Source organism: Priestia megaterium (assembly GCF_046599315.1).
GTDB lineage: Bacteria > Bacillota > Bacilli > Bacillales > Bacillaceae_H > Priestia > Priestia megaterium_F.
The window spans coordinates 700,084-718,422 of record NZ_JBKIKC010000001.1 but is presented as its reverse complement, the minus strand read 5'-3'; the positions used below and the strand labels follow the sequence as shown (position 1 = coordinate 718,422).

The 18,339-nt window shown below is 39.2% G+C and carries 21 protein-coding genes, 1 pseudogene and 1 riboswitch; of the genes and pseudogenes, 16 read left to right on the top strand and 6 right to left on the bottom strand.

Annotated elements, in window-relative coordinates; all coding sequences use genetic code 11:
• Positions 1-90: 90 nt before the first annotated feature.
• A complete protein-coding gene (locus ACLHDF_RS04020) occupies positions 91-942 on the top strand; it encodes a VOC family protein (protein WP_413917719.1) in 852 nt (283 codons plus the stop codon).
• Positions 943-1,416: 474 nt separating this feature from the next.
• Here ACLHDF_RS04020 and ACLHDF_RS04015 read toward each other — a convergent pair whose 3' ends face one another.
• Positions 1,417-2,802 carry a protoporphyrinogen oxidase gene (locus tag ACLHDF_RS04015; protein ID WP_413917718.1) on the bottom strand — a complete coding sequence of 462 codons (1,386 nt, stop codon included), beginning with the start codon at positions 2,800-2,802 and terminating at the stop codon, positions 1,417-1,419.
• A 221-nt stretch (positions 2,803-3,023) separates the two neighbouring features.
• Between ACLHDF_RS04015 and ACLHDF_RS04010 the strand changes: the two genes are divergently transcribed.
• The 6 genes from ACLHDF_RS04010 to ACLHDF_RS03985 all read left to right on the top strand — a co-directional run bounded on the left by ACLHDF_RS04010 (position 3,024) and on the right by ACLHDF_RS03985 (position 8,724).
• Positions 3,024-4,349, top strand: coding sequence for a metallophosphoesterase (locus ACLHDF_RS04010; protein WP_413917717.1), 1,326 nt, complete (start codon positions 3,024-3,026; stop codon positions 4,347-4,349).
• A 158-nt stretch (positions 4,350-4,507) separates the two neighbouring features.
• Entirely contained in the window at positions 4,508-4,930 is a 423-nt protein-coding gene (locus tag ACLHDF_RS04005; protein ID WP_413917716.1) for a GtrA family protein, read from the top strand.
• A 37-nt stretch (positions 4,931-4,967) separates the two neighbouring features.
• Positions 4,968-6,653 carry a DUF6044 family protein gene (locus ACLHDF_RS04000; protein ID WP_413917715.1) on the top strand — a complete coding sequence of 562 codons (1,686 nt, stop codon included), beginning with the start codon at positions 4,968-4,970 and terminating at the stop codon, positions 6,651-6,653.
• Positions 6,654-6,665: 12 nt separating this feature from the next.
• A complete protein-coding gene (locus ACLHDF_RS03995) occupies positions 6,666-7,655 on the top strand; it encodes a glycosyltransferase family 2 protein (protein ID WP_413917714.1) in 990 nt (329 codons plus the stop codon).
• A gap of 107 nt (positions 7,656-7,762) precedes the next feature.
• Positions 7,763-8,203, top strand: coding sequence for a hypothetical protein (locus tag ACLHDF_RS03990; RefSeq protein ID WP_413917713.1), 441 nt, complete (start codon positions 7,763-7,765; stop codon positions 8,201-8,203).
• 74 nt (positions 8,204-8,277) lie between these two features.
• On the top strand, positions 8,278-8,724 hold the full coding sequence (locus ACLHDF_RS03985; protein WP_413917712.1) for an N-acetyltransferase family protein: 447 nt from the start codon (positions 8,278-8,280) through the stop codon (positions 8,722-8,724).
• A gap of 12 nt (positions 8,725-8,736) precedes the next feature.
• On the opposite strand, the gene ACLHDF_RS03980 is transcribed toward ACLHDF_RS03985, so the two are convergent.
• The gene (locus ACLHDF_RS03980; protein ID WP_413917711.1) at positions 8,737-9,033 is read right to left on the bottom strand and encodes a hypothetical protein; all 297 of its coding nucleotides are present in this window, start codon (positions 9,031-9,033) and stop codon (positions 8,737-8,739) included.
• Positions 9,034-9,153: 120 nt separating this feature from the next.
• A riboswitch (SAM riboswitch) is annotated at positions 9,154-9,255 on the top strand.
• 69 nt (positions 9,256-9,324) lie between these two features.
• On the opposite strand from ACLHDF_RS03980, the gene ACLHDF_RS03975 reads away from it, so the two are divergent.
• From ACLHDF_RS03975 to ACLHDF_RS03960, 4 genes are all read left to right on the top strand, one after another.
• The gene (locus ACLHDF_RS03975) at positions 9,325-9,573 is read left to right on the top strand and encodes a hypothetical protein (protein WP_413917710.1); all 249 of its coding nucleotides are present in this window, start codon (positions 9,325-9,327) and stop codon (positions 9,571-9,573) included.
• 190 nt (positions 9,574-9,763) lie between these two features.
• Complete coding sequence (locus ACLHDF_RS03970) at positions 9,764-9,922, top strand: DUF1540 domain-containing protein (protein WP_116514611.1); 159 nt, start codon at positions 9,764-9,766, stop codon at positions 9,920-9,922.
• A gap of 315 nt (positions 9,923-10,237) precedes the next feature.
• Positions 10,238-11,641 (top strand): alanine permease AlaP, encoded by a 1,404-nt coding sequence (gene alaP / locus ACLHDF_RS03965; protein WP_413917709.1) that lies wholly within the window; start codon positions 10,238-10,240, stop codon positions 11,639-11,641.
• 133 nt (positions 11,642-11,774) lie between these two features.
• On the top strand, positions 11,775-12,119 hold the full coding sequence (locus ACLHDF_RS03960; protein ID WP_413917708.1) for a hypothetical protein: 345 nt from the start codon (positions 11,775-11,777) through the stop codon (positions 12,117-12,119).
• Positions 12,120-12,148: 29 nt separating this feature from the next.
• On the opposite strand, the gene ACLHDF_RS03955 is transcribed toward ACLHDF_RS03960, so the two are convergent.
• On the bottom strand, positions 12,149-12,547 hold the full coding sequence (locus ACLHDF_RS03955) for a GNAT family N-acetyltransferase (RefSeq protein ID WP_413917707.1): 399 nt from the start codon (positions 12,545-12,547) through the stop codon (positions 12,149-12,151).
• Between the two features lie 112 nt (positions 12,548-12,659).
• On the opposite strand from ACLHDF_RS03955, the gene ACLHDF_RS03950 reads away from it, so the two are divergent.
• Positions 12,660-14,063: a PLP-dependent aminotransferase family protein gene (locus tag ACLHDF_RS03950; protein WP_413917706.1), complete on the top strand. Its 1,404-nt coding sequence runs from the start codon at positions 12,660-12,662 to the stop codon at positions 14,061-14,063.
• 162 nt (positions 14,064-14,225) lie between these two features.
• Here ACLHDF_RS03950 and ACLHDF_RS03945 read toward each other — a convergent pair whose 3' ends face one another.
• A complete protein-coding gene (locus ACLHDF_RS03945; RefSeq protein ID WP_413917705.1) occupies positions 14,226-14,945 on the bottom strand; it encodes a poly-gamma-glutamate hydrolase family protein in 720 nt (239 codons plus the stop codon).
• Between the two features lie 55 nt (positions 14,946-15,000).
• Positions 15,001-15,099: pseudogene (locus ACLHDF_RS03940) on the bottom strand (class I SAM-dependent methyltransferase); the annotation flags it as partial.
• Between the two features lie 105 nt (positions 15,100-15,204).
• On the opposite strand from ACLHDF_RS03940, the gene ACLHDF_RS03935 reads away from it, so the two are divergent.
• The 4 genes from ACLHDF_RS03935 (at position 15,205) to ACLHDF_RS03920 (ending at position 17,537) form a co-directional block, all read left to right on the top strand.
• Positions 15,205-15,867 (top strand): MgtC/SapB family protein, encoded by a 663-nt coding sequence (locus tag ACLHDF_RS03935; protein WP_413917704.1) that lies wholly within the window; start codon positions 15,205-15,207, stop codon positions 15,865-15,867.
• A 165-nt stretch (positions 15,868-16,032) separates the two neighbouring features.
• On the top strand, positions 16,033-16,197 hold the full coding sequence (locus tag ACLHDF_RS03930) for a hypothetical protein (RefSeq protein ID WP_413917703.1): 165 nt from the start codon (positions 16,033-16,035) through the stop codon (positions 16,195-16,197).
• Positions 16,198-16,326: 129 nt separating this feature from the next.
• Positions 16,327-16,968, top strand: coding sequence for an NAD(P)-dependent oxidoreductase (locus ACLHDF_RS03925; protein WP_413917702.1), 642 nt, complete (start codon positions 16,327-16,329; stop codon positions 16,966-16,968).
• Between the two features lie 74 nt (positions 16,969-17,042).
• Positions 17,043-17,537, top strand: coding sequence for a GNAT family N-acetyltransferase (locus ACLHDF_RS03920; protein ID WP_413917701.1), 495 nt, complete (start codon positions 17,043-17,045; stop codon positions 17,535-17,537).
• Between the two features lie 19 nt (positions 17,538-17,556).
• Here ACLHDF_RS03920 and ACLHDF_RS03915 read toward each other — a convergent pair whose 3' ends face one another.
• Entirely contained in the window at positions 17,557-18,306 is a 750-nt protein-coding gene (locus ACLHDF_RS03915) for a sulfite exporter TauE/SafE family protein (protein WP_413917700.1), read from the bottom strand.
• Between the last annotated feature and the right edge of the window lie 33 nt (positions 18,307-18,339).

The window sequence follows — 18,339 nt, the reverse complement described above, 5'->3', positions numbered from 1 at the left end:
AATAACTTGACTAAACTAACTTATAAAAATATAATAAGTTACATAAAGTAAGTTAATTAAAAAATGACGTGTTTTAAAGGAGAAATGATTATGAACTTTCACCGTGCACCGCATGTATTCGTTGGACAAGTAAATTTAAAAGTAGAAAATTTAGAGCGCTCACTTGCTTTTTATCAACAAATGATCGGCTTTCAACTTTTAGAGAGAAAAGAGAACAAAGCTTTGTTAACAGCGGATGGACGCACGGCGCTGTTAGCGATTGAGCAGCCGGAAAACGTTACAGCAAAACAGCCTCGTACAACAGGTTTGTATCATTTTGCTCTATTGTTGCCGACTCGTTCTGATTTAGGAAGTATTCTGCAGCATTTGTTAAACAGCGGTTATCCGCTTCAAGGAGCGTCTGACCATCTAGTGAGTGAAGCGCTGTACTTGGCGGATCCAGATGGAAATGGCATAGAAATTTATCGAGATCGTCCTTCAAATACATGGGAATGGAATGATAGTGAAGTATTGATGGCTACAAAACCTTTAGATGCAGAAGCGATATTAGCTGAAGGAAAAGGTAAACCTTGGACCGGATTGCCTTCCGCTACCTTAATGGGGCATATTCACCTCCACGTTTCTGAGTTAAGGCAAACGGAAAATTTTTATCGGAATGGATTAGGTTTCGACGTTGTGAGCAATTATCATAACCAAGCGTTGTTTATTTCAACAGGGCGCTATCATCATCATATCGGACTGAACGTTTGGAATGGAATTGGAGCGCCGGAGCCTGGAGAAAGCAGCGTTGGTTTAAAGTCCTTTACGCTTGTTTTTCCAACGGAAGAAGCAAGAGAGCAGGCAATAAATCAGCTTCGTGAAATAGGAGCAACTCTGTATAAAGAAAGCCAGGGATTTGTCACAAAAGATCCATCAGGTAATACAATTAGATTAGTCCTTTAACATAAAAGCTGCCGCGGTTGGCAGCTTTTATTTATCGCAATGTTCGTCAAATTAGGAAAAAAATGTACACGTTTTTCTCTAATAGTAGGATGATGATGGCGAAAACGGTGTTATTTTCGGGGAAATAAACGAAGAGTCTTGCGTTTAAAAAAGTTTGTAAACAGATGGGGGTGGGAATAAAATACATATCAAGCATCATTTCTTATCGTTATTGAATGTTTATATAAAGTCTTTTCATATAAAACCTTAAAGGAAGGGAGCGGAAACCTGTGAGATATAAAGTGAAACACTGGCTTAGATTAACTTCAGACGAGCGCTATCTTGTATTGTTTGCTACTGCTGCTTTGCAAAAAGAAAAGCGATAAAAGAGTTGTTAATAGTAAGGAAAGTAGCTTTATATGCTAACGAAAAGGTAATAAAAGGCCTGAAAATAATATATTTATTTTCAGGCCTTTTATTGTCTTCACATCTCGGTTAAGCCAACTGCTGAAAGATAGCTTCAGCAGTTTGTTTGCCGTTGGTTATACACGCTGCAATCCCCACTCCATAATAGGAACAGCCGGCTAATTTAATAGCGGGGTGCTTGTCATGCAATTTTTGAGTCAAGTTGCGTACCAGTTCACCGTGTTTAAGGTGATAGGTAGGCATCAATTTATCCCAATTGGTTACGTCGCTTTCAATGGGCTGCTTTTTAATGCCTAAGCTGTTTTCAATATCTTTTTGTGCCATTGCTAGCAGCTCTTCTTTTGACAGCGACCGCAAGCTGTCAAAGTGGTGACTCGTGCTTTTATAAAACAGGCGAACTAACAAATTCCCTCGTTTAGAAGTGTGAGCCCACTTTTTGCTCGTCCACGTACAGGCATTGGCGATTAAGTTGCTTGATTGAGAGGCAATAAACCCAGTGCCTTCAGCGGGGAGGGATTCATCTGGAACGTCATAGCCGACATACACGCTAATTAGAGAAGAATCTTTTAACTGCTCAAAGTCTTCGTTTAACGTCGGATCGTTCAACAGGTGCTGAGCAGCCGTGTGCGGTGTAGCTAACACCACGTAATCCGCTGAAAAGTCTTGCTCCGGCGTACTGATTCGGTAGCGCTCACCGTCCTGTTTTATGCTGGTGGTTGGCGTATCTTTTAAAATCGTTACGTCAGAAAGCTCTTCTTCTAAGCGATGAATAATCGTTGATAAACCCTGTTTGAACGAAATGAATTTTTTGTTTCCTGCCGTTTTAAATTTCTTTTCATTGGCTACCATCCCTTTGATAATGCTTCCGTACGTGTTTTTATAGTCGAGCAGATACGGGAGAGTGGAAGAAATCGTGAGTTTGTCTAAATCGCCTGAATAGACGCCTGATAAAATAGGAGCAATTTGTTTTTCTACTAGCTCTTCTCCTAAAAAGTGTTTTAAAAAGAGTCCAATTGAGCTGTCTTTCGTAAACGTTGTATTTTTTGTGATTAAATCTTTTAAAGCAGTAATTTTAGCTTTTGAAGAAATCAGCTCGCTTTTAAAAAGAGATTCCACGCTTGTTGGAATACCGAACATAGTATCTTCAGGAATTGGCAGAAGCTCATTAGCTGAGTAAATAAACGATTTTCCCGTTTCGTTATATACCAAATCGTTTGTTAAGTATAGTTCTTCTAACAGAGGCATGACGTTTTCTTTTCGAGCTACGATAGAGTCTGCTCCTGTTTCCATGATAAATTCTCCAGCTTCACGCGTATTAATTTTCCCTCCTAGATGGGAATGTTTCTCTAACAATAATAATTTAAGCGGGAGATTACGTTCTCGTTTTAGTTTCTGCAAATAGTACAGAGTTGTTAAGCCCGTAATTCCTCCTCCAATAACAGCGACCGTTTTCAAAGTATTCACTCCTACATCTTCAACAATTAGTCTGTAATATACGAAAATCATACCACTATGACTAGCAAAAGTGTAATGAATTGATTGCGAACATAGTGTGCACAAACGCTAAAAGAAATATTGAAACTGTACGATTAGATATTTTGAAATTACATAAAATAAAAGCTCATACACGTAGAGAAAATGATTGAGACGCAGCAGTGAAGAAAGGAGGAAGCATCATGCTCGGCGGTTTTATGGAAACGCTGAAAAAAGACTGGCTTGCTTTCGTATTAATAAGTGTTCTTATATGCGGTATTACCTTAAACGTACGAGCCGAGGAGAAGAGCGGACGAAGTGGATACATCGAACCAAAGCTAGTTTTTCCTGTGATCAGTGATGTTCATATTAAGGAAACAGGAACTCCTGATTTGCGTACTTTTCAACATGCATTAATACAATTAAATGAACAGGCACCAAAACAAGATGCATTTGTAGTAGTAGGAGATTTGGCCGATACGGGCGCGTTAAAAGAATACGAACGCTTTTTTGCTGTTTATGATCAAAATAAACAGTCGCAGGCCGTATCTCTTTTTACAATTGGTAATCATGAATATCGAGACAGTGTAACCAATCAGCAAGCGCAGCAGCGTTTTTTATCTAAAACCAAAATGAAAGCTCTTTACTTTCATCAAGTGATAAAAGGATACCATTTTATCATGCTTGGAACAGAGAGCCGCTTGACCGCCGGTGATTATTCGATCAAACAAATTAACTGGCTTGGTGAACAGTTGAAGATAGCAAAGAGAGATGATCCTAAAAAACCAATTTTTGTCTTTATTCATCAGCCCATTAACAATACACTGTACGGAAAAAATAGATGGGGAATAGAAGTGAATGAACAGCTTCTTTACAATACGTTAAAACCTTATCCGCAAGTCATTACATTTTCTGGTCATACCCACCATCCGTTGGACGACCCTCGTACTATTTTTCAAAGAGATTTTACATCTCTTGCAACGTCTTCTGTTCGGTATATATGGCCCGGTGCCGGATATTTACAAGGTGAACTTCCTCCTGGCTATCGAGATGTGAGTCAAGGTCTTCTTGTAGAGGTGTATAACCGAAAAGTCGTAATTAAAAGGCGGGATTTTCACGCAAACAAATGGACGGGAGAAGCGTGGGAAATTGACATACCTGCAAATGCAAAAAAGTTTCACTATACGAATGAACGAGATTTAGTAAAACCGATTTTCCTTCCAAGCTCTACTATTTCTGTTATACAAGAAAAAGCTTCATCAAATCAGCTTTATATCCAATTTACGCAAGCGGTGGATAATCTGATGGTTCATTCTTACCGCATTACCGTCAAAAATAAAGAAACTGGAGGAGTTGTCAAAACATATAATGCGTTTTCTCAATATTATAGCGATCCTGTTCCGGATGTCTTAAGTCTTCCGTTATCAGGTCTGCAGCCTCATACTGCGTATCAAATAGAAGTAGCAGCAGTGGATGCCTTTGACAATCAAAGTGATCAAAAATTAATTATTGAAGGCTCTACTAAATAGCTAAAAGAATTGTGATTTTTATTGATTCTTTTAGCTTTTTTTCATCTGTTTTTAATGTTATTTTCATTAGATTTTTAAGTGGAGTTGCTACACTAAAACTGTATTTAAAGTCATAATATGTAATCTTCATGAAAGTATCAAAATCAAAAGGAGTTTGTATGAAAGGATATTTTGGACGTTTTTTAGTAGTAGGGCTAATCAATACAGGAGTAGGTCTCTCCATTATGTATGTGCTGCTTCATCTCTTTCATCATTACTGGATAGCAACGTTTGTTGGTAACGCAGCGGGAGCAGTCGTCAGCTACGTGTTAAATCGAATATTTACGTTTAAAAGCGGAGTTGATGTATCTAAAAGCATACTGCGTTTTATTTTGGTTATTGGTGTTTGCTACGGCTTGTCTTACTATATCGGACTGCAGGTCTCCAGCTGGTTATTGCACCAACTTCCTGCTGTTGTGCGCCCGTTCAAAAAAGACGTTGGTATATTAGTTGGAACAGGTCTGTATACGCTTTTAAATTATACGGGTCAAAAATATGTTGTGTTCAACGAAAAAAAAGAAGCAGTCGCCATACACGATTAGTTTTTAGTAATTATGAAATAGAAATAGGTGTTAACAGATGAAGAAAGAAACAGCTATGAACAAAGAAAACACGTTGCTTATTATCGCTTTCCTTTTGTTGCTTGCGTATGTATCCCCTATGTTTTTACTTGGGGAAAATTCACATATACGCGTGCACGATAATTTAGACTCAAATATTACGTGGTATAAAGTTCTGCATCAAAGCGGGGAGCTGTTTGGCTCTAGTCATGCCGTGTTACCTCAAATTATTAATGGGTTGCCGAGAAATACGTTTGGAACAGAATTTAGCGGTATTCAGTGGCTATACGGTTTATTTCCTAGCATGCTTGCGTACAGCATCAGCCAAACGATCACGCGTGTATTTGCTTTAATTGGAATGTATTTATTATTAAAAAAGCATTTTACCAAAAGCGAAGATGCTTATGCGATTCAAGTGCTTGTATCACTTGCTTTTGCACTTACTCCTTTTTGGCCATCGGGCATGCTCAGTACATTAGGACAACCGCTGGCGCTGTGGGCGTTTTTAACCATTCGAAACCGCGAAGGAACGTGGAAGGAATGGCTTACACTTTTACTGCTTCCGTTTTACGCGAGTTTTGTGCTCGGATTTTTCTTTTTTTTAGCGGCGATGGGAATGCTATGGCTAAGAGATGCAGTAAAAAAACGAGCTTGGAATATTCCTTTTTTAAGCAGTATTGCAGCGATGACCGCTGTCTTTCTGCTCATTGAATACCGGCTTGTTGATTCTCTTTTATTTCCGGAGGCCCCGACGAGTCGAAATGAATTTTTAAGCTCTACACTAAGCTTTGGACATTCCATTCGCCTTGCTTTGAAGAACTATACGCTTGGGCATACACATGTAATGACACTTCATACCTTTGTGATTTTACCGCTTTCTTTTGTCGTACTGTGGATTGTTGCTCGGAATCATAAGGGAAAGCTTGAAAAAACGTTTTTGCACTTATTTATTCTTAATCTACTACTGTCGATTTGGTATGCGTTTTGGTTTTATAAAGGATGGGAGCCGCTAAAAGAAAAATTTCAGCTTTTAAATACGTTCAATTTTGCTAGATTTCATTTTTTACGCCCGCTCATTATTTATTTGATGTTTGCAGTTGGTGGCTATGTTTTATGGAAGCGTAGCAAGGCGTGGAAAAAGTTTGTGTGGGTATGTCTGATTTTACAGCTGCTTGTATTGTTTATAGCGAACCCTGAACTTTACTATCGCTACAATCATGAGCCGTCATTTAAAGAATTTTATGCTGTGCATCAATTCGATGAAATTAGCAGATATATTGGAAAACCTAAATCAGCTTATCGGGTAGCAAGCATCGGGCTTCATCCATCAATTGCTCAGTATAACGGCTTTTATACACTAGATACGTATAACAACTTCTATCCGTTAACGTATAAACATGAGTTTCGCAAAATTATTGCCAAAGAGCTTGATAAAAATAAAAAACTAGAAAGCTACTATGATCATTGGGGCAACCGCTGCTATGTGTTTGTTAGCGAACTAGGGAAAAAATATGATTACCGAAAAGACTCAACAAAAAAAATCCATCATTTGCAGCTTGATATTAACCAGTTTAAAAAAATGGGCGGTCGCTATATCTTTTCAGCTGTGCCAATCGAAAATGCTGAAAGCGACGGTTTGCACTTTTTAAAAGCATTTACCGATAAGCAGTCTGCTTGGAAAGTGTATGTATATGAAGCAAAGTAAGGGGGTAATAAAATGAACAGACCTATTTTAACGATTGTTGTTCCGTGCTACAACGAAGAAGAAGTATTAAACGAGACGTCATTTCAATTAACAACTGTAGTAAAAGAACTGATAGGTGAACGTCTTGTATCAAGTGAAAGTACCATTTTATTTGTAGACGACGGAAGTAAAGACAGCACGTGGTCGCTTATTGAAAAAGAAAGCTGCAGCAATTTGTTAGTAAAAGGGTTAAAGCTAGCGCGAAATGTAGGACATCAAAATGCTTTGCTGGCAGGACTAGAAGCAGCTTACAAACAATCTGACTGCGTGATTTCCATTGACGCAGATTTGCAAGATGACATCAACGTCATTCGCACTTTTGTGGAAAAATATTGGCTGGGGTATGAAGTCGTATACGGTGTTCGAGACAGCAGAGAAACCGATACATTTTTTAAACGAACCACGGCAGTAGGGTTTTACCGTTTTATGAATAAGCTAGGAATTCAGCTCGTTCAAAATCACGCTGATTTTCGTCTCATGAGCAAACGTGTTCTTGGCGAACTCATGAAATATAAAGAAGGAAACGTCTTTTTACGAGGTCTTGTACCATTAGTAGGGTTTCGCTCTACAGAAGTCACATATGACCGCAAAGAACGGACGGCCGGTGAATCAAAATATCCGCTAAAGAAAATGCTCGCTTTTGCATTTGACGGAATTACATCTTTTAGCGTAGCGCCTATACGGTTATTAACGCTGCTTGGAGGGGCTTCTTTTCTCTTTAGTATTGCATTTGGTATTTATGCACTGATCCAAAAATATTTAGATCATACACAAATTGGCTGGACGTCTATTATTTTATCAATTTGGCTTGTAGGCGGACTGCAGCTGATGGGAATAGGGCTTGTGGGAGAATACATTGGCAAGATTTTTAACGAAGTGAAACAGCGTCCCAAATATGCGATTGAAAGAGATTTATATACAAAACATTCATTAGACAAACAAAAAGATTTGCTTATGCATTAATAAGAAGCTTCTCCTAAATGGAGAGGCTTTTTTTGTTAAAATGTTTATCATATTTTTTAGGGTAACAGGAGATGCTACTACTAAAATTTCTAAGGAGATCAAAATCTATGAAAAGACTACTTTATACAGTCAGCACTTTTTGTTTTGTTTGGCTTGCTTTTGCAGGCATTCATGTTAATGCTCTTTCTATTGAAAAGCTTCCATTGAAGAGAACCTCTGAACAATGGTCGGTTGAACTGACAAAAGCGAGCATGACAGGAGATAATCAGCTAAAGTGGAAAAATAACGTCTATCATACATATGGATTAACCGTTGAAAACATTGGAAAAGATGTAGAGCGCGTGCAGGTCCAAGCTTTTCGGCACGAAGGAAAAAATAAAGCAAAATACAGCTTATTTTCTCCGATTGAAAGATCTAACTTAAGGAAAAGCGGTCAGCGTTTTCGCTATGCGAATTTTGCTGTTCCTGGAAAAGCGGCGAGTTTAGACATTGTGATTAACTGGACGGACGAACAAGGAAATCACCAAGAGCATTTTGAATTTAAATAAAAGTCTTCGCTTAGGCGAGGACTTTTTTGGCAGGGATTTATCCGTGCGTGTGGAAAACGACAGGAGAGATTGTAATGATTGTAAAAGCTACTGAAGAAGAAATACAGGAAATTCGGATGAAATCTGCTGATGCGCTGTTTGAAGGAACAAAGAAGCAGTTTCATCCGTCAACTGAACGCGTAAGTGAACTAATTGATAATGCCCTTGAAAAAGGATGTTATTATTTAATATCTAGACAAGAGAATAAACTTGCAGGCTGGGTTCTTGCCGGTCCATCTGCCGACTTCTTTTCAAAAGAAGAAATTGGCTTTATCTACGAGTTATATGTTTTATCGGAATACCGAGGGCAAGGTTTAGCTAAGCCATTAATGCGAAAAGCAATCAATGAATTGTCTGCCAAAGGATACCCTGAAATCAGGCTAAGCGTTCACGCTGGGAATTTTGCACAGCAGGTGTATCGTGAACTTGGCTTTGTAGAAAAGCAAATATCAATGAGCCTGCAGGTGATAAAACGTTCGTAACGTTGGTGAATATCAGCGAGTCCATAAAACATAAGATGTTATACATGCGATGAGGTTTGGTAATGAAAGTAAAAGTAGATAAGTAGCCCAAACGGCGCCTTTATCCAGTGCTTCAACAGATCCTCCACCTGTGTGATGTGAGGAGGGGGAATCTTCTAGTGCGTTCATAACTAAAGCTGCTGCTGCTAAAATAATCCCCCCGATGCTTCCGGTTGTTTTGACAATCGCAATGTGGAAAGTAGATGAAAAAGCAATGCTAAGCAGCAGCAGCAAACTTCCCAAAAAAGCAGATAACATATATCGTTTCATGTGCTCACCATCCTTTATGAAAGCATACCATATTTTACTTCTTTTTTCTTTTTATTGAAAACTATTGACTTAACCTATAAAACATATTAGAATAGTCAGAAATAATTCAAAAGCGAAATATTCTTATCTAGAGAGGTGGAGGGACTGGCCCTTTGAAGCCTCAGCAACCACAATTATTGAATGGTGCTAATTCCAGCATAGCCTAGCTCTGACAGATAAGAAGAGGAATCTTTTTCTAGAATGAAATCCTCTTCTTACGAAGAAACATTTCGTATAGAAAAGGTGAGGACATTGAACAATAGACAAACGGCGTTAAGCATTGATGATTATTTAGACCTATATTTATTAGCAAAAGTAATAAAAGACGAAACGTGGCAGTGTGAAATTTTAGCCGCGCTAAAAACGCAGCAGAATCGCTCATTTGAAGACAAACAATCAGCACTAGTTCAAGAGATATGGGAAGACTTTAAACAGTTAAATGAAGATATATCTTTTACGTACCGTTTAATTCAAGAAGAGCCAACGAACGAACAATTTTAGGCTAAATTGAGTGACCTGAGAGAACGACGAATCACGCTGAGCCGTGAGTTATATTTAGCTAAAAAACAGTATGTTAAACACACGCAATAAAAAAGCCGCTTGATAAACAAGCGGTTTTTCTTGCGTGCAAATGTTAGAAACGTTTTATTTCGGGTAAGAAAGAGATAAGACAAGCAAAGGAGGGATAACAGTGGCCCAAGGTGTATTATGTGAAGTGAATGAGTGTATGTATTGGAAATCCGGAAACAAATGCAGTGCAGAGTCCATTTACGTTGTGAGTCCTGAAAGTAGTCACCATGTTTCTGACACGGAAGAACCTGGCTGTAAAACTTTTGAACCCGCGAGATAGATGCTAGTTTTCACAAAAAAGCATAAAATGAACGATGCGCTGACGAGTTAAGTCGGCGTTTTTCTATTTTTTTAAAATGCTATTATTTAGGTGAAATAATAAATACATATTAAAAAAGCAGTACAAACGTCTAGTTGTGTGTTTAAACAAAATAATAAGATAATTTTTTTGTTTTTCGACAAAAGAAAAGTGAGAGAAAGGTGATAGAATACAAATATACAGCCTAGCTGTCTTTTAGCACGAACTTGTATGAAAGCGCTAACAAAAAGGCTGTGTTCATCTCGTTTTGACAGATTGGAAAAAGGGGAGACGTTTATGCAGGGGAAAACTCAGGGGAAAGAATTGAAACGCGGGTTAGAAGAAAGGCATGTGACGCTGATGTCCTTGGGAGCAGCCATAGGGGTAGGGCTGTTTCTTGGATCTGCATCCGCTATTAAATTAGCAGGGCCGGGAATATTATTAGCGTACGGATTTAGCGGAATGATTATGTTTTTTATTATGAGAGCGCTTGGAGAAATGGCGATTCAAAAACCTGTTGCAGGTTCATTCAGTAAGTATGCGCGCGACTATTTAGGGCCGCTTGCTGGTTATTTAACAGGGTGGAATTACTGGTTTCTGTGGGTTGTTACGTGTATGGCTGAAATTACAGCCGTTGGTATTTATATGGGGTATTGGTATCCGGATGTACCAAACTGGATCTGGGCGTTATCGGCGCTTGTCATCATGACAACCGTTAACTTCTTAGCTGTTAAAGCATATGGTGAACTGGAATTTTGGTTTGCACTTATTAAAATTTTAGCAATTGTGTTAATGATTGCTGTTGGATTATTAATGATTGTGTTTGGAATCGGCAACGGAGGCGTTGCGACCGGTATCAAAAATTTATGGGACAACGGCGGACTGTTCCCGAACGGATTCAAAGGCATTTTGCTGTCGCTGCAAATGGTCATGTTTGCGTATTTAGGAATTGAAATGATTGGCGTTACCGCTGGAGAAGTGAAAAATCCGGAAAAATCTCTAGCAAGAGCGATTGATTCCGTCTTCTGGCGTATTCTTATTTTCTACGTCGGTGCATTATTTGTCATTATGTCAATTTATCCGTGGCAAGAAATTGGTTTAAAGGGAAGCCCGTTTGTATTAACATTTGAAAAAATCGGCATTCCAGCGGCGGCTGGTATTATTAACTTTGTTGTGCTAACAGCAGCTCTTTCTTCTTGTAACAGCGGTATTTTTAGTACAGGCCGTATGCTGTTTAACTTAGCAGAACACGGAGAAGCGCCAAAAGGATACAGCCAGCTTACAAAAGGCGGCGTACCAGGAAAAGCTGTTTTAGCATCAGCGGGTGCGTTATTAGTCGGAGTAGCGTTAAACTATATTGTGCCTGCCAAAGTATTTACGTGGGTAACAAGCATTGCAACGTTCGGTGCAATTTGGACATGGGGAATTATTTTGCTTTCTCAAATTAAGTATCGCAAAACGTTAAAAAAGGGTGAAGAGGCAAAGTTAAAATATAAGATGCCTTTATTTCCGTTAACGTCTTATGTGTCACTGGCATTTTTAGCGCTTGTGGTTGTTCTTATGGCGTACAATCCCGATACAAGAATTGCTGTTATCATTGGACCATTATGGTTTATCGGTCTTATTATCGCGTACTATGCAAAAGGATTCCATAAACGAAGTCAAGGTTCGGCTGCGACTGAGCAAAAGCTAGTGAAATAAAAGAAGAGACCTCTTTCTTAGAAAGAGGTCTTTTTTTATCATCAGTTTATTTTAAGGATTATCGGTACGTATAAATAATGTAGAAAATATTCTATTTATTCTGTACTATTTAATTATGAGAACTCACGGATTATTGAATGATAGTCATCAGCAAGCTGAAAAAGCAGTTGTCTTACAAAACGAACAAAATAAAACAATAAGTTACGGTTTAGCAGTTCGCACTCCGAGTAATCTCGTGATTGCTCCCGTAGTTGCTCTGAGCGCTGAAGCAGCGATGCTAGTCATTGATGAACTGGCGCAAGGTTATAAAGAAAAGCTGAGAATCAACCTGTCTTCTCATGCGAAAACGTTAAAGAAACTTGTAGAAAATCACGGATTTCAGCTTCAAAATGAGCCTCCTATTATGGCGGATGGATTGAACACAATAACTGCTGGAAATGGCAGTCTTTTTGCTATAGGAGCTCAGGCGTTTGGATAAAAAGAAAGGAGAAGCTCCTTTCTTCGCCTCTATCTAATTCTGCCAATTTTAAATCCGTTATCAATTTGATGAAAGCCGACTTTTGGATAGTAGTTCATAGCGGAAGGTGCAGAAAGTAAAATCAGCGCGGTTTCTTCGCCGATTTCTGATTGGACCTGCTTGATGAGCTGTGTACCAATCCCTTGCTTTTGATAGTCTTTTACGACCGCTAAATCCGATAAATAGCAGCAGTAGCTAAAATCCGTTAACGCTCTGGCTATGCCAATGAGCTCGCTGTCGTTCCAAGCGGTAACGGTAAGAGAAGCGTGATCAAGCATTCTTTGAATCCGATCAAGATCTTGTGCAGGGCGTTTAATACCTGAATGTACAAACACTTCAGCAGCTTGTTCTGCACGGATTGGGACGTTGGTTTTATACGTGATGGTCATTGTGTCATCTCCTTTGGTTATAAGATATAGTCCAGTATATGAAGAAACTGAACTGAGAGTAAGTGTCAGAAAAAGTAATTTTGATAGTATCAGTTAGAAAGGAAAGAACATCATGTTAGAGTTAATGCCTTTGCTTGATAAAAGAAAAGCAGATCCCTTATACATGCAGCTTTATATCTACATAAAGAAACAAATTCAAAAAGGTACTATTTTGCCTCATGAAAAACTGCCTTCTAAACGAAAGCTAGCTCTTCATTTAAGCATTAGCCAAAATACAATTGAAGCAGCTTATATACAGTTAGAAGCAGAGGGCTATATCGAGATACTAGCTAGAAAAGGAGCGTTTGTAAAAGAGATAAAAAATGAAGTAGTGCTTTCAGAACAGCCTCCCGCCTATGTCTCTTTGCCGCAAGAAGAACGGAAATCGGCTGTCATTGATTTTAGCCACGGAAAGATAGATGTAGAAAAATTTCCGTATAACACGTGGAAAAAGCTAACGGTGCAAGCTATTTATCATGAGGAAAGCCAGCTTTTTTATAGCGGACATCCTCAGGGCGAACTGCTTCTTCGGCAAGAAATTGCAGCGTACCTTTACCATTCAAGAGGAGTACGCTGTACACCAGAGCAGATTGTAATAGGTGCAGGTACACAGTATCTCATGTGGTTGCTTTCTGTCATTTTGGGAAAAGAAAAAATAATTGGGTTCGAAAACCCAGGTTTTCACCGAACGAGGCACGTTTTTCAAGAACAAGGCATGTCGGTTCTCCCTATTTCCCTTGATGATTCCGGCTTGAAAGTTCAGGAGTTGAAAGCCAGCGGAGCGGATGCGGTGTACATTACGCCGTCTCATCAGTTTCCTCTTGGTATGGTCATGCCGATTGCAAGAAGGCTTGAATTACTACAGTGGGCGAAGGAAGCGAACGGCTATATCATAGAAGATGACTATGACGGAGAATTTCGCTATAAAGGAAAACCAATTCCGGCACTTCAAGGACTTGACCAAGACGATCGCGTTATTTATACAGGGACATTTTCAAAATCGTTGATGCCTTCTCTTCGAATAAGTTATGCTGTGCTGCCACATCGGCTTCTTACAAGCTATGTGAAGCATTGTGGACTTTTTAAACAGCCTGTTTCAAGACTTCATCAGTATACGCTCTTTCTTTTTATGAAAGAAGGACACTGGGAACGTCACTTGAATAAAATGAGAACAACATACCGTAAAAAACAAGCGCTGCTGCTAGATTGTTTGACTACCATTATGGAAGAACGTGTAGATGTTATCGGAGAACATTCTGGCTTGCATATCCTTCTTAGGGTAAAAAACGGAATGAGTGAGCAGAAACTAATTGAAGCAGCTGCCAATCAAGAGGTAACGATTTATCCAACGGCTATTTATTATCATAGTGCAAATGAAAACAAGACGACTTATGTATTGCTTGGATTTGCGGGACTGTCTGATGAAGAGATAAAAAAGGGTGTAGATTCGCTGTTTAAAGCTTGGTTTAATCATTAAAAATAACGAACCAAAGTCCAGGTGAAATCAGAGAATTTTTAAATAAAAGAGGTTAAACCGTACATTTTAGCGTGAAAAATAGATAAGAACCAGCGCGTTTGATTACACAGACGGCGCTGGCTTTTTTGTCTGGAAATCAAGGAATAGGCAAGGATTGATAAGTTAGTGAACTTGAAAGTAAAGGAAAGTTTGATAGGAAGAGGATGCTTCTTGTAAAGAAGATACGAATGTATAAAAAAGCGGCGTGACATTCATGCGGTTGTTTCTTGACCAGTCATGGTTTACGAAAAATGATTTTCTTAGTTCGGCTGTGAGTTCAAGCTGAACTCCGGCTTTTAGGAGATTATCGTTTACAATATTTTGTTCGCTTATTCCGGCTATGTCAGAAGGAGCGTCACGAACTGTGAAGCCGTTTCTGCGTAGTGCTTGCTTCACAAGCTCTTTATAAAGCTGATTTTTTCCGCCTACATAAACGATAGGCTGACTGCCGCTATAGCCGTGAATCGTCATGACGGACATGCTTTGCTGAGCCATTCCTCTAGCAGTCGGTTCGTCAAAGTGTTCTGAGGTTATGTGCAGAACTCCGTTGCTGCTTGACTGGATGCCTTCAAATAAATAATAAGAAGCGGAAAAGCGATCGGCGAGTTCTTTGGCGACTTCTGATGTACCCGGTTCAATTCCTCCGCCGTGAATGGCCATAACGGATAGATAGCTAAAGCGCTGCTCGTAGCGAATTTCGTAGTCTTGGTGAAGAATTTCATGCTGCTGCAGTTCTGCATAAGAGGAATAATAGTCACCGCTTGCATAAGAAGGAGGGCTAATCAAAAAGCAGTACATCAACCATAGTAAAATGCTCGTACTCCATTTGAATAAACGGTTCATTAATAATCACCTCTATTTATCCTATGATAAATAGAGGTGATTATTAATATTTTCGCCTTTTTATAAAATGCCAGTTTACTTGAAATTCATTAGGCTCGCGTTCTAATCGTCCCCACTCATCGAATCTGCTGTAATAATCAATGATTTTATCCACTTTGATTAGCCTTTCTTTCAAAAATTAGTTATAGTAAATTATAACAAAAATAGAAATAGTTAATAGGTTCATTTATGAAAAAATGAGGAGAAAGGAGGAAACAAAATGACCGCAGCTTTTATTAGTCGTCTAGCGCTATCGGGTCTGTTAGGAGCCTTGGTTGGCTTAGAAAGAGAATTTAGAGCAAAAGAAGCGGGCTTTCGAACTCATTTTTTAGTTGCTATCGGTAGCACGCTGATTATGTTAATTTCCAAATATGGCTTTTCAGACGTGCTTCATCAAGATCATATGGCTCTTGATCCGAGCCGAGTTGCAGCACAAGTAGTAAGTGGTATTGGGTTTTTAGGAGCAGGTATGATTATTATTCAAAAGCAGCATATTAGAGGGCTCACCACAGCCGCAGGCGTATGGGCCACGTCGGGAATTGGTTTAACAATTGGGGCGGGTATGTATACAGTCGGCATTAGTGCAACTGTACTGGTGCTGATTGGCTTAGAAATATTGAACGTAATGTTTACATCTCTTTCTACTCATTCCATTTTAATTAAGTTTCGTGCAGCCAATCAAGAGGAGATTTATAAGCTGCTTGACAAGATTGAAAAGGAAAATATTATGATTTCATCCTATGAAATTCACCACGATTACCATCAAGGAAAACTGCTTTATTTTGTTGAAATAAAAGGAAAGGCAAAAAAGAAACGAAATAAAGTAGAGTTGATTAAATCAGTTCACTCTATGGCTCACGTGTTATTTATTGAGATTGAATAAGCACTCATTTATTTTTTGTCAAAAGAGACTGGGACGAAAGTAGTTTAGTTGAAGGAAACTCCGAACGATGAATCGAGATTCTTGATGGAGAATCCAGCTTGTTCGGATTTTTTCATTGGTAGGGTGAACCTAGGTTTCATGTATATAGGTGCTTCTAGCTGTTGATTGGAGGGCAGGGCGAAGAAAAGCGGAATAGGTGAGACCCCGCAGGAGCCTAAGCGACGAGGAGGCTCATCGGCCGCCCGCGGAAAGCGAAGCCTTGCACGGAAATCAACAGCGGTGTCACAAGTGATCTATACTCAATCATTTATCCTATTTGTTCGTCTTTAGATTGAATTGGTTTAGTTATGTCTCAATCTCTTTATTCGTTCTCTATCTTGCTTAAACCGTTTTACCGTGTTTTAGTACTACAAAAAGAGGCTACTAGTAAGTATAGAGAATTTTACTGGAGGTTTTAAAATGAAAATTGGAGTCGTAGGTGCTACAGGAAAAGCAGGAAGTTTTATCGTGAAAGAAGCCTTAAATCGTGGGCACGACGTAACAGCAATTGTACGCGATGCAGGTAAAGTAGAAGAAAGAGATGTTCGCATACTGGAAAAAGATATCTTTGATATTACGGCAACAGATATTGAAGGTTTGGATGCAGTGGTGAATGCATTTGGAGCTCCTGAAGGAAAAGAGCATCTTCATGTAGAAGCGGGGCAGTCGTTAATTCATGTGTTTAAAAAAGCTCCGGACGTTCGTCTTCTTGTTGTAGGAGGAGCAGGCAGTTTGTTTGTTGATGAAGAGAAAACGACGCGTCTAGCAGATACACCTGATTTTCCAAAAGAGTACAAAGCGACAGCTGACAGTCAAGCTCAAAATTTAAAGGACTTAGAAAGTACCAGCAATATTAATTGGACGTTTATTAGCCCGGCAGCATTTTTTAATCCTTCAGGAAAACGAACGGATGCTTATAAAACAGGAAAAGATCACGTTATTTTAAATTCAGAAGAAAAAAGCTACGTCAGCTATGCCGATTACGCGATTGCTGTCATTGATGAAATTGAGCGAGGGGAGCATGTAAACGAACGTTTTACCGTAGTATCCGACGCTAGATAAAGGAAAAGCCGCTTTATGCGGCTTTTTTTAGTGCATGATATACTATGGAAAAAGAAAAGGAAGTAAGGTAGAAAATGGAGAATACAGAAAGCGTAGCGCTAATATTTTATAGCGAAACCTATGAGTCCTCTATACATAGTTATACGCTGCCTGAAGAGCAGCTCATTTATACAGCACTGCCTGCCGAAGCCATAGCTAAGTGTAAGCAGGAAAGAGACAGAACGCCTGTTTTGATTGTAGTAGAAAACAAACTAGCCGGTTTTTTTGTACTAGATGCAGGAGAAGCAGTTAAAAAATATACCGATAGCTCCGGTGTGCTTTTAATACGGTTGTATTCCATTCATCCTGATTATCAAAGAAATGGAGTTGGCAAAAAGTCATTGAAACTTCTCTCTTCTTTTATCGAACATCATTTTCCGACTAAAAATGAAGTCGTGCTAGGCGTGAACCATAAAAACACGGCTGCGCAGCATCTGTACAAACGATGCGGCTTTGTCGATACAAACCGGCATATTGTTGGAAGCCAAGGAAAGCAGTTTGTTTATCAGATGAACATAAAAAAAGCTTGAACGAAAGTTCAAGCTTTTTTTAAATAACAAGGAGGAAGCTAGAGCAAATAGGCAGTGCTATAAGGGAAGTCTTTAACACAGGAGCAGGTACACGATTTGTGAATTTTGCTCCAATATATGAACCAACCATTGTGCCAACGACTACTTGAATTAATAGCGGAATATCTAAAAAGCCTTGCTGATAATAGCCCATTCCTCCCCCGATCGCAATCGGGATAATAACGAGCATCGTTGTGCCAGCTGACTGGCGAATTGATAAGCCTAACACCATCATAAGGCCAAGTTGGATAAATGGAGTTGACCCAATTCCAAACATTCCTGACAGAGCGCCGGTAATCAAGCCGATTAGTAAAGAATAAACGACAAATTTAGCTCCTGTTGGAATAGTACGTTCTTTTTGCTGACGGGAAAATAAAAACATTCGCAGCCAAAGCAAAACACCAGATAATAAAAGCATGCCGGCTGTGAGCCATTTTAGCTCGCCTTCTGGGATAAATGATGAAAGGTTAGAGCCAATCCAAGCACCTAATGCTCCGAGGATACCAACAGAGATACCGGATTTTAAAGAGACATTACCTTCACGATAATGACTGACGGCGCCAGAAAAAGAAGAGAAAATCATTGCGGTAAGAGCCGTTGCCAGAGCAACATGTACAGATACGCCGTACAGCAGCGTTAAAATTGAAATAATAAAACCTGATCCGCCTGCCCCGACAAATCCTAAGATCAGTCCGACGGCTAGCATCGTTAAAACTATTGAAACATCCATAAACTAATTCCTTCTTTCAACACTTATTCTATG

Excerpts from the sequence above, each read along its gene's own strand:
- ACLHDF_RS04020 (WP_413917719.1), top strand. The coding sequence starts at position 91 with ATGAACTTTCACCGTGCACCGCATGTATTCGTTGGACAAGTAAATTTA.
- ACLHDF_RS04010 (WP_413917717.1), top strand. The coding sequence starts at position 3,024 with ATGCTCGGCGGTTTTATGGAAACGCTGAAAAAAGACTGGCTTGCTTTC.
- ACLHDF_RS04005 (WP_413917716.1), top strand. The coding sequence starts at position 4,508 with ATGAAAGGATATTTTGGACGTTTTTTAGTAGTAGGGCTAATCAATACA.
- ACLHDF_RS04000 (WP_413917715.1), top strand. The coding sequence starts at position 4,968 with ATGAAGAAAGAAACAGCTATGAACAAAGAAAACACGTTGCTTATTATC.
- ACLHDF_RS03995 (WP_413917714.1), top strand. The coding sequence starts at position 6,666 with ATGAACAGACCTATTTTAACGATTGTTGTTCCGTGCTACAACGAAGAA.
- ACLHDF_RS03990 (WP_413917713.1), top strand. The coding sequence starts at position 7,763 with ATGAAAAGACTACTTTATACAGTCAGCACTTTTTGTTTTGTTTGGCTT.
- ACLHDF_RS03985 (WP_413917712.1), top strand. The coding sequence starts at position 8,278 with ATGATTGTAAAAGCTACTGAAGAAGAAATACAGGAAATTCGGATGAAA.
- ACLHDF_RS03980 (WP_413917711.1), bottom strand. The coding sequence starts at position 9,033 with ATGAAACGATATATGTTATCTGCTTTTTTGGGAAGTTTGCTGCTGCTG.
- alaP (WP_413917709.1), top strand. The coding sequence starts at position 10,238 with ATGCAGGGGAAAACTCAGGGGAAAGAATTGAAACGCGGGTTAGAAGAA.
- ACLHDF_RS03955 (WP_413917707.1), bottom strand. The coding sequence starts at position 12,547 with ATGACCATCACGTATAAAACCAACGTCCCAATCCGTGCAGAACAAGCT.
- ACLHDF_RS03950 (WP_413917706.1), top strand. The coding sequence starts at position 12,660 with ATGTTAGAGTTAATGCCTTTGCTTGATAAAAGAAAAGCAGATCCCTTA.
- ACLHDF_RS03945 (WP_413917705.1), bottom strand. The coding sequence starts at position 14,945 with ATGAACCGTTTATTCAAATGGAGTACGAGCATTTTACTATGGTTGATG.
- ACLHDF_RS03935 (WP_413917704.1), top strand. The coding sequence starts at position 15,205 with ATGACCGCAGCTTTTATTAGTCGTCTAGCGCTATCGGGTCTGTTAGGA.
- ACLHDF_RS03925 (WP_413917702.1), top strand. The coding sequence starts at position 16,327 with ATGAAAATTGGAGTCGTAGGTGCTACAGGAAAAGCAGGAAGTTTTATC.
- ACLHDF_RS03920 (WP_413917701.1), top strand. The coding sequence starts at position 17,043 with ATGGAGAATACAGAAAGCGTAGCGCTAATATTTTATAGCGAAACCTAT.
- ACLHDF_RS03915 (WP_413917700.1), bottom strand. The coding sequence starts at position 18,306 with ATGGATGTTTCAATAGTTTTAACGATGCTAGCCGTCGGACTGATCTTA.